Annotated in this window: 7 protein-coding genes and 1 pseudogene; 2 read left to right on the top strand and 6 right to left on the bottom strand. The window is 69.5% G+C overall.

Annotated features, from left to right (window positions below; genetic code table 11):
* Nucleotides 1–1,303: excinuclease ABC subunit UvrC (gene uvrC, locus Q0L11_RS06240; protein ID WP_296596108.1), on the bottom strand; the 1,303-nt coding region annotated here is incomplete at its 3' end.
* A 102-nt stretch (nt 1,304–1,405) separates the two neighbouring features.
* Between uvrC and Q0L11_RS06235 the strand changes: the two genes are divergently transcribed.
* Nucleotides 1,406–2,890 carry a PAS domain-containing protein gene (locus Q0L11_RS06235; protein WP_296596107.1) on the top strand — a complete coding sequence of 495 codons (1,485 nt, stop codon included), beginning with the start codon at nt 1,406–1,408 and terminating at the stop codon, nt 2,888–2,890.
* A 9-nt stretch (nt 2,891–2,899) separates the two neighbouring features.
* Here the strand turns inward: Q0L11_RS06235 and Q0L11_RS06230 are convergent, their stop codons facing one another.
* The 5 genes from Q0L11_RS06230 to Q0L11_RS06210 form a co-directional block, all read right to left on the bottom strand.
* Nucleotides 2,900–3,817, bottom strand: coding sequence for an alpha/beta hydrolase (locus tag Q0L11_RS06230; RefSeq protein WP_296596106.1), 918 nt, complete (start codon nt 3,815–3,817; stop codon nt 2,900–2,902).
* Nucleotides 3,818–3,828: 11 nt separating this feature from the next.
* Nucleotides 3,829–4,134 (bottom strand): transcriptional regulator, encoded by a 306-nt coding sequence (locus Q0L11_RS06225; RefSeq protein WP_296596104.1) that lies wholly within the window; start codon nt 4,132–4,134, stop codon nt 3,829–3,831.
* A gap of 1 nt (nt 4,135) precedes the next feature.
* The gene (locus Q0L11_RS06220) at nt 4,136–4,750 is read right to left on the bottom strand and encodes a hypothetical protein (protein WP_296596102.1); all 615 of its coding nucleotides are present in this window, start codon (nt 4,748–4,750) and stop codon (nt 4,136–4,138) included.
* A gap of 108 nt (nt 4,751–4,858) precedes the next feature.
* Nucleotides 4,859–6,658, bottom strand: coding sequence for an ATP-binding protein (locus Q0L11_RS06215; RefSeq protein WP_296596100.1), 1,800 nt, complete (start codon nt 6,656–6,658; stop codon nt 4,859–4,861).
* Between the two features lie 263 nt (nt 6,659–6,921).
* Nucleotides 6,922–8,712: a long-chain-acyl-CoA synthetase gene (locus Q0L11_RS06210; protein WP_296596098.1), complete on the bottom strand. Its 1,791-nt coding sequence runs from the start codon at nt 8,710–8,712 to the stop codon at nt 6,922–6,924.
* A 324-nt stretch (nt 8,713–9,036) separates the two neighbouring features.
* On the opposite strand from Q0L11_RS06210, the pseudogene Q0L11_RS06205 reads away from it, so the two are divergent.
* Nucleotides 9,037–9,737 (top strand): annotated as a pseudogene (locus Q0L11_RS06205) (hypothetical protein); the annotation flags it as partial.

The raw sequence follows: 9,737 nt of genomic DNA, 5'->3' as shown, positions 1-9,737 counted from the left end.
TCTGGAAGCCCTCGGGGCCGGCCACGATCATGCCGCCGACGGCGTTCGTGCCCATGATGTGGCTGTTGTCGTAGACCTCGATCCGCTCGGGCGGGGCCTCCAGCCCGAACGCCTCGGCGACGCCAGCCAGCAGCTTGGACTGGGCCGAGCTCTCGGACATCTTCCGGCCCAGCGCCTCGCGGGCGTTGGTGAAGGCGTGCTCGACGATCTGCTTCTTCTCGCCGCGCTGGGGCCGGGCGATCTCCACCTTGCGGCCGGACTTCTGACAGAAGGCCTCGGCGATCAGCTCGCGCTCGGCGGGCTCGACGTTGACGAGGATGAGCTTGGGGATCGGCTTGTCGTCGTAGAACTGGCCGAGGAAGGCGCCCATGACGTCGGGATCCTCGTCGGACTTGTCGACCCGCGGGAAGTAGGCGCGGTTGCCCCAGTTCTGGCCGGCGCGGAAGAAGAACACCTGCACGCAGGCCTGGCCGCCCTCGGCGTGGAGCGCGAAGACGTCGGCCTCGTCCACGGTCTCGGGGTTGATCTGGGTCTCCTGGGCGACGGAGGCCAGGGCGCGGATGCGGTCGCGCAGGCGGGCGGCGCGCTCGAACTCCATGTCGTCGGACGCGGCCTGCATCTCGGCGGCCATCTTGCCCATCACCGCCCGGGACTTGCCGCGCAGGAAATCGCCGGCCTGTTCGACCAGGGCGTTGTAGTCGTCGAGGCTGACGAGGCCGGTGCACGGGGCCGCGCACCGCTTGATCTGGTGCAGCATGCAGGGGCGCGTGCGGGTCTCGTAGACGCTGTCCGAGCACGAGCGCAGCAGGAACGCCTTCTGCAGCGTGTTGAGGGTCTTGTTCACCGAGTAGGCGGAGGCGAAGGGGCCGAAGTAGTCGCCCTTGATGGTGTGGGCCCCGCGGTGCTTGCGAAGCTGGGCCGCCGGGTGCTCGCGCCGGATGACGATCTCGGGGAAGGACTTGTCGTCGCGCAGCAGGACGTTGAAGCGCGGCTTGAGCTGCTTGATCAGGTTGATCTCGAGCAGCAGCGCGTCGGTCTCGGTGCGGGTGGTGACGAACTCCATCGAGCGGGTGGCGTCGACCATGTGCGCGATGCGCTGGGTGTGGAAGCGGCCCTGGGCGTACTGGACCACGCGCTTCTTCAGGCTGCGCGCTTTTCCCACATAGAGAACTTCACCGTCTTCGCCGATCATGCGGTAGACGCCCGGTCGATCGGGCAGCCGCTTGACCTCGTCCTTGATGAGCGCCGCGCCCTTCAGGCGGGGAGCCTCACCATTTGTGGAAGACGGGGGCGCATCGAGCATGGCGTGAATATAGGCGAGTCCGGCGGCTCCGGCAGGGGCGGTCGCTTGCCGCGGAACAGGCTTGGCCGTAACGCGTTACCGGCCCGGGGGAACAGGAACGACATGGGGACTACCGACGCCGAGAGCGCGGCCGATAGCGCGGCGGCGAGGCCCGACTTCGGGTCGCTCTTTCGCGCGCTGCCCAGCCCCTACATGATCCTGGACCGCGACCTCGCGTACGTGGACGCCAACGAGGCCTACTGCGCCGTCACCGAGCGGCGGCGGGACGAACTGATCGGGCGCGGACTGTTCGAGATGTTCCCGAACCCCGGCGAGAGCGGCCGGCGGCTGCGGGAGTCGCTGGAGCGGGTGCTGGCGACCGGGCGGCCGGACTCCATCGCCTTCCTGCCCTACCCCATCCCCCTGCCGCTGAGCGCGGGCGGCGGGTTCGAGATGCGCTACTGGTCGTGCAACCACACGCCGCTGCTGGACGCGCAGGGTCGTACGCAGTTCGTGGTGCAGAACACGGTGGACGTGACCGAACTGCACCAGTTGAAGCAGATGGCCTATGGGCCCGAGGGCGAGCCGGCGCCGGGCGAACCCGACATCCTGCAGCGGGCTCAGGAGGTGCAGGCGACCAACCAGAGCCTGATGCGCGAGACGCAAGGGCTGCGCGACCTGTTCATGCAGGCGCCGGGGTTCATGGCCGTGCTGGCGGGGCCGGATCTGCGCTTCGCCTTCGTCAACAACGCCTACCAGCAACTGATCGGCCACCGGCCGGTCGTGGGCCGCACCCTGGTCGAGGCTTTGCCGGAGGTCACCGAGCAGGGCTTCGCCGACCTGCTGCATCAGGTCCGCGCGCGGCGGGAGCCGTTCGTGGGCCAGGCGGTCAGCGTGCGGCTGCAGCGCGAGCCCGAGGCGGCGCTGGAGGAGCGGTTCCTGGACTTCGTCTACCAGCCGATCGTGCTGGCCGACGGGGAGGTCTCGGGCGTGTTCGTGGAAGGTAGCGACGTCACCGACCGCGTGCTCGCCGAGCGCCAGCAGAAGCTGCTGGTCGACGAGCTGAACCACCGCGTGAAGAACACCCTGGCGACCGTGCAGGCCATCGCCAGCCAGACCATGCGCACCACGGCCGATCCCAAGGCCTTCCGGGAGGCGTTCGAGTCGCGCCTGCTGGCGCTGTCGGCGACCCACGACCTGCTGACGGCGGCGAACTGGCGGGCCGCGGACCTGTGCGACGTGCTGCTGGTGGAGCTGCGGCCGTTCGGCGAGAGCCGCTACAGCACCCATGGTCCGGACGTGGACCTGAATCCGGCCGAGGCGGTGGCGTTGGGCCTGGTGTTCCACGAACTGGCGACCAACGCGGCGAAGTACGGCGCGCTGTCGAACGCCGACGGCCGGGTGGACGTGGCCTGGACGCGGGAGGACGGACGGCTGGAACTCACCTGGACGGAGTCGGGCGGGCCGAACGTGACGCCGCCCACCCGCCGCGGCTTCGGCTCGCGCCTGATCGAGAAGAGCCTGGAGGGTCAGCTCGCCGGCAAGGCCCGCCTCGACTTCGCGCCGGGCGGGCTGGTCTGCAGGGTGGGGATGCCGCTGAAGGGGTAGCGCGCGCGCCTACCGCCCGGCGAGGAAGGCGTCGAGTTCCTGGGCGAACTGGTCCGGCTGGTCGAGCATGACGAAGTGCTGGGAGCCGGTGGCGAGCTTCAGCTTCACGGTCGGCGCGGGCGCGTAGAGGCCGGCGTAGACCTTCTCCATCACGCCCGCCGGGACGCCGAGCGGCGCGTTGTCGGGGTGCATCAGCACGATGGGCGTGCGGATGGCCGCGAGGCCGGGGCGCAGGTCGAGCAGCGTGTCCTCGTACATGGCGCGGGCGACGACCGTGCGGTCGCTGGCGGCGCCCCACTCGGCGATCATGTGGCGGGCGGCGGGGTCCTTGGACATGGCGGCCATCTGCGGTTCGAGCTGGGCGGCGGTGGCCTGGCCGGCGGACTTGAGCATCATGTCGCGCATCCGCTCGGCCTGCGGACGCACGCTATCCACCGTGGCGTTCGGGGACTGCATGCCGCCGAAGAACGGCAGGGCGTCGACGATGAACACCTTCTTCAGGTGCTCGGGATGCTTCTCCGCGAGGTAGAGCAGCGTCGTGCCGCCCAGGGAGTGGCCGACCACGACCGCCGGGCTGAGCTTCTGTTCCACCAGATAGGCGTCGATCGCCTCGGCGGTGGGGACCACCACCTCGCCCTCGGCGTTGGCGCGGGCCGGCTCGCCGGCGAAGCCCGCCACCTGGATCAGGTGCAGCCGGTACTTGCCGCGCAGGCGCTCGGCCGTCGCCTTCCAAGTGGCGCGGGACGAGGCCAGGCCGGGGATGAAGACGAGGTCGGGACCCTTGCCCAAGATCTCGTCCGAGAAGCGGTCGCGGACGACGACCTTGGAGTCGGCGAACAGCTTGTTGGGGTCTTGGGCGGCCGGCGCGGCCGCAGCGGGGACGGCAAGGATCATCGCGGCCGCGAGGCCGGCAAGGGTCTTCAGCATTCGAGGGTTTCCTAGGGCTTGGGATTCACGAGGCGGGCCATCGCGTCGAGGTAGGCGACGAAGGCGGCGCGCCCCTGGTCGGTCAGGAGGATGCGGGTGAGCGGCTTCTTGCCCGCGAAGGTCTTCTCGATGGCCACGTAGCCGGCCTCTTCGAGCTTGCGCAGGTGGACCGACAGGTTGCCGTCGGTGGCCTGGAGCCGGGCCTTCAGCTCGCCGAAGTCGGCCGCGCCGGCGCCGGAGAGGAAGGCCATGACGCCCAGCCGCAGGCGGCCGTGGATGACCTCGTCGATCCGCTCGATGTCGAAGTCGTCGGCCATCTCAGGCCGTCCCGGCGCGGGCCTCGCGCATCAGGATCAGCCCCGGCGCGGCCATCAGCAGGAACAGGCTGGCGCCGTAGACGAGCCAGATGGTCGCGTCGCCCGCGCACCAGGCATTGACCAGCGAGGCGGCGAAGGAGCCGGCCGCGACGAGGTGGAGCCACCGCTTGCGCAGGAGGACCGCGGCGATGAACCAGCCGGCGCCGTAGAGGGCGATGATCACGCTGGGAAAAGCGAACATCACATTGGGGAAGTGCAGCCGCCAGCTCATGACGCCGAGGCTGGCGCCCACGAAGAAGATCGCCCAGCCGAGGCCCGACCAGGCGACGCCCGTGGCGGCCTGGAGCGTTCCCCGCTCGCGCGGCATCGCCCGGATGCGGAGGAACAGGAAGGCCATGTAGGTCACGAAGGCGACGCCCCAGACCGTGGAATAGAGCCAGTTCGCCGTCACGCCCTGGACCGCGTTCAGGAACCACACGATCAGGCTGGCCGAGCCGAAGACGACGCCGGCCGCCACGAGGATGGACGCGCCGGCCATCGGCCGGGCCTGTCCCGCCTCGGCGAGGCCGCGCAGGAACGCGATGTCGTCGCGCAGGGATTGGTTCTGGTCGGTCATCGCCGCCTCTCTCGTTCAATGAGAGCGTTATCGCCAAAGTACTTTGTGTTGTAAAGTGCTTTGTCACGATATTTCGCGGAGACGACGGAACGGCTTGGAAACGGAAGATCAGGCGACGACGGCGATCGGGCCTTCGCCGGTCTGCCCGCGGTCTTCGGCGGGCTCGCAAAGCGCGCGCACCAGCGCGCCCGCGAGCGCGTCGAGGGCCACGGGCTTGGCCACCACCCCGTCCATGCCGGCGGCCTCGTAGCGCTCGATGTCCTCGGGCAACACGCTGGCGGTTACGGCGACGATGGGCGTGCGCGCACGTCCCTCCCGCGCCTCGAGGGCGCGGATGGCGCGCGTGGCGGCCACCCCATCCATCTGGGGCATGTGCACGTCCATCAGGATGACGTCCCAGGCCCCGCTGGCGAGCGCGTCGACTGCCTCCACCCCGCTCTCGACCAACTGGCATTCCAAGCCGAGGCCCTCAAGCAGGGTGCGCAGGACGAGCCGGTTGGTCGCGTTGTCGTCCACGACCAGCGCGCGCGCCACGCCGACGACCGCCCCGCCGTCCGGTCCCGAAGCCTCTGCGGGCGCGCGGGCCATGGGCGTCCGCACCGTAAACCGGGCGCCGGCCCCGGGCTCGGAGGACAGCTCGATGGTCCCGCCCATCAGCGTGACGAGCTGGCGGCAGATCGCCAGTCCCAGCCCCGCGCCTCCGGCGCTTCGGGTGATCGCATCGTCGCCGAGCGCGAAGGGCTCGAAGATTCGCGTCTGTACGGCATGGGGGATGCCGATGCCGTTGTCCTCGACGCACAGGACCAGCCGGTCCGCGTCGGCGTCGATCGAGACCGCCACGGCGCCGCCGGCCGGCGTGAACTTGATGGCGTTCGCGACGAGATTCGCCGCCACTTGCCGCAGCCGCGCCTCGTCGGCCACACAATGGCCCGCCCCGGCGTCCGCGACAGTCACCGCCAGCCCGACCCCCTTGTCTCGGGCGATTGGCGCGTAGAGGCGGTCCAGGGCCCGCGCGAACCCGCCGAGGTCGAAGGCCGACGGCCGCAGGCGAACGTCGTTCGCCTCAAGGCCAACCACGTCGAGGATGTCGTCGAGGATCTGACCGAGCGCGCGTCCCTCGCGCTGGAGGATGTCCAGCCGGCCCGCCTGGGCCCCGGGCAAGGGCGCGCCGCGCATCGCCTGGGCCATGCCAAGGACGGCGTTCAGGGGCGTCCGGATCTCGTGGCTGACGGTGGCGAGGAAGGCGGAGCGGGCCCGCGTAGCCGATTGCGCTTCCAGAAGGAGGCTTTCGGACAGGATGCGGGCGCGGATTTCGCGGGTGACCACGCCGCGCAGGATCGCGGCCATGCCCACCGCCGCAAAGCCGCCGGCGAGACCGACGAAGGCGTACATGTCGAAGAAGGCCGCCCCCATGCGCGAGCCCAGCACGAACATCCCGGCCAGGGCGCCCCCGATCGCGGCGTAGCCGACCCGCAGCGTCGGCGCCGTGACGCCGAAGACCATCGCCATGAAGACGAAGTAGACGAGGCGCTCGGGCCGGAAGGCGAGCAGTTCGTGCATCGCGACATTGGTGAAGAACAGGCCGTAAGTGAGGGCCGCGACGACTTCCAGCCAGCGTAGGCTCGGCACGGGGTCCCGGCGCAAGCGCAGCCAGGCGGAGAACGGCGCGGCGCAACTGCACGACGCCAGCAGCACGAGCGCCACGCGCGTCAGCCCGGTCTCGTCGAAGACATGGGAGACGGCGATGATGGCGTAGTAGCAGGCCGTCGCGGCCAGGAACCACCGCAACACGGGGGCGTAGGCGCGGGCCACATGTTCGGGTCGCTCGGCCGAGACGGCGTGCGGATCGACGCGCGGGAACGCAGCGGCCTCGTCGGCGAGCGGATCGGCGGATCTATCTGCGAGCATTTCTGGGCCTAGGCGCGTTCCACCGAGCGAACGCAACTATTGGGGAGCGGCGGTTGTTCGAAAGTCGTAAAATTAACTACATTCAAAGCGATAGACGTAGCCCGCCGTCGCACGAACCTCGTTATCGGTCCACTTCCGGAATACCCGGTATGGGGGTTTTCAGCGCGACAGGCCCGTAGTGCGCCGATCTGTCGCGGGTCAGACGGCGAGCGGCCCGTCGCCGCAGGCGTCGGCTCAAGGCGCTGCAGCCTCGGATCGCGGCCCTAGACCTTCACCGCGCCGCTGGAGAGCTTGTCCCAGACGGTCTTGGTGACCTTCACGTAGCCCTTCTTCGGGTCGTGGAAGAACAGCGGGCCGCGCACCTTCACCGGGTCATAGCCGTCGGCGACGAGGTCGACCTTGCGGATCTTGAAGGTGCCCGTGGTGTCGAGGTGGGGCAGCAGGCGGACGAAGACCGGCTGCGCGTAGGACGGCAGCTCGCGCGCCACGTAGTCGCCGAAGGCCTTGGGATCGAACGCGCCGTCCACCACGAGCGCGGCCATGCCGGCGCGGCCCTCGGCGCCGTCCATCGCCACGCCGTAGACATTGGCCTGCTCGATGCCCGGGAAGGCCTGCAGCCGCTCGGCCACCTCGTTGGTGGAGACGTTCTCGCCCTTCCAGCGGAAGGTGTCGCCGATGCGGTCGACGAAGTAGAAGTATCCGTCCGCGTCCTGCTTCATGAGGTCGCCGGTGGCGAACCAGGCGTCGCCGCGCTCGAAGACGTTCTGGATGATCTTCTTCTCGGACGCGGCCTTGTCGAGGTAGCCCGAGAACTCGGAGCGGGCGTCGGCGCCGCCGATCAGGCCAATGCACTGGCCCACCTGGCCCGGGCCGCATTCGATGCACAGGCCGTCCAGGCCGCGCACCACCTCTTCGGTTTCCACGTCGTACTGGATCAGCCGGGCGTTGAAGCGCTTGCGCAGCCACTTGGGAATCCGCCCGATGGCCCCTTCCCGGCCGTCGAAGTTGAACATCGAGACGTTGCCCTCGGTGGAGCCGTAGAACTCCAGGATCTCGGGGATCCGGAAGCGCGTCTTCATCGTCGGCCAGATATCGGGGCGCAGGCCGTTGCCGAAGGCCATGCGCACCTTGTGGCGGGTCTCGTCCTCGCTGGGCTCCTGGTTGACCAGGTAGCGGCACAGTTCGCCGATGTAGACGAACATGGTGCAGCCCTGCTCGATCACCTCGCCCCAGAAGTGGCTGGCGGAGAACTTGCGGCGCAGCACCACCGAGCCGCCATTGAGGAAGGCCGCGCCCAGGGCGCAGAGGCCGCCGGTGGCGTGGTAGAGCGGCAGGGTGACGTAGATGCGGTCCTTGGCCGTCGCGCCGGTCGAGCCCGCGAAGCCGCGCATGTAGAGCTGGGCCCGCATGTGGGTGATGCGCGCGGCCTTGGGCAGGCCGGTGGTGCCGGACGTGTAGATCAGGAGCGCGGTGTCGGCGGCGGTCATGTCCTCGCGCACCGAGCGGTCGGGGGGGAGCTGGCTGCAGCTTTTCAGGGCCTGGACCAGGTCGCGCTGGTCGCCGCTGGCGGGCCCGAGGACCCATTGCTGCATCTGGCGTTCGAGCAGCGGCCGGGCCTGTTCGAAGACGGAGGACGTCTCGGTGTCGACGACGACGTGCGCCGCGCCCGCGATGTTCAGGCAGTGGGCCAGGGGCAGGCCGGCGAGCTGGTTGTTGATGAGCGCCGTGACCACGCCCACCTTCGACAGGCCGTACCAGACGGCGAAATACTCCATGCGGTTGGGCATGAAGAGCGCCACCACCTGGCCGCGGCGCAGGCCCAGGCCCTTGGCCCAGTGGGCGTAGCGGTTGGCCATGGCGTCGAGCTCGCCATAGGTCAGGGAGCGGCCCTCGAACGTCATGGCAGGGCTGTTGCGATGGGCGTCCACCGCCGCCTGCAGGTCGTCGCAGATCAGGTTGTCGGAATCCCGGGCGATGGTCTTGACCCGCTTCAGGGTCCTGCTCAGTCCTTTCCAGAACCGCCAGTCGCGTTTGAGCCTGGCATTGAGCCGCATCCGCACCTCCAGTCGCGGACCCGACCTTGGCGAGCGCCGGTCGTGCCGGTCAAGCGCCGCCATGTCACACTCGTCACGAGAAGCGGCGGGGCGGGGTTCTTCGATGTGCTGGAGCCGCGAGCGCTCAGCACGCGTTAGGGCCGACGGCAGCCTGCGCAATCGTCAAATATGGCCAGGACGTGGCGGGAATCGTACAGAATTCGAACTATCTCGATATGTAATCGCAAGCTTAGCTGAGCGGCGACGCGTGGCATAGGCGGCGCATTCCGGAACCTATTCACAGTAACGCCGTTTGTTCTCCTCGACACATCCTTGGAGGGACCCATGTCGATGGACTTCAACGGACGCGAGTCCGACAAACCGATCACCGAGCAGGAAGGCGTGATGTTCGCCGCCCAGCCGATCTGGGAACGCAACCGCAAGAAGAAGGGCTTCGGGCGCGGCCGCAGCTCGGTCGCCGCGACGGTGGCCTCGGAACCCCGCAGTTTCGGCGCCGAGCGCGACCTCGAAGAGCCGATGACGTTGGACACCCCGGTCGAACGACCGATCGACGCCCCGATGGCCAGCACGCCCGTACACCGCGATTTCCCGCGAACCGAATACGCCGGGATGAGCGCGGCGGCGCCCACGAACTCGACCCTGGCGAATTCCACGCTGGAGCCGGAAGCCGAGGCGGACGCCGGACTGGTGGCGCCGATCGGCATCAGCCGCAGCACGCGCTCCACGAAGAGCGCGAAGGCGAGCAGCGCCGCGCCCGCGGCCATCGCCGCCGGCGTGGTCGCCCTGGGCGCCCTCGGCGCGGCAGGCTGGTACATGAGCCAGGACCGCAGCGGCGTGCCGGAACTGACCCCCGGCTCCACCACGAGCCAGGTGGCGGTGGCCCCGGCGACGCCTGCCGAACCGGCGGCCGAGATGGCGGCCAACACCGCCGTTCCGCCCGCGGCCACGCCTGCGGAACCGGTGCGCGCCGAAGCAGCCGCCCGCACCGCGCCTCGCAATACCACGGTGGCCCGCGCCCGCCCGGC

This window comes from Phenylobacterium sp. (assembly GCF_024508875.1).
GTDB lineage: Bacteria > Pseudomonadota > Alphaproteobacteria > Caulobacterales > Caulobacteraceae > Phenylobacterium.
This window is presented reverse-complemented; position numbering and strand designations above follow the sequence as displayed.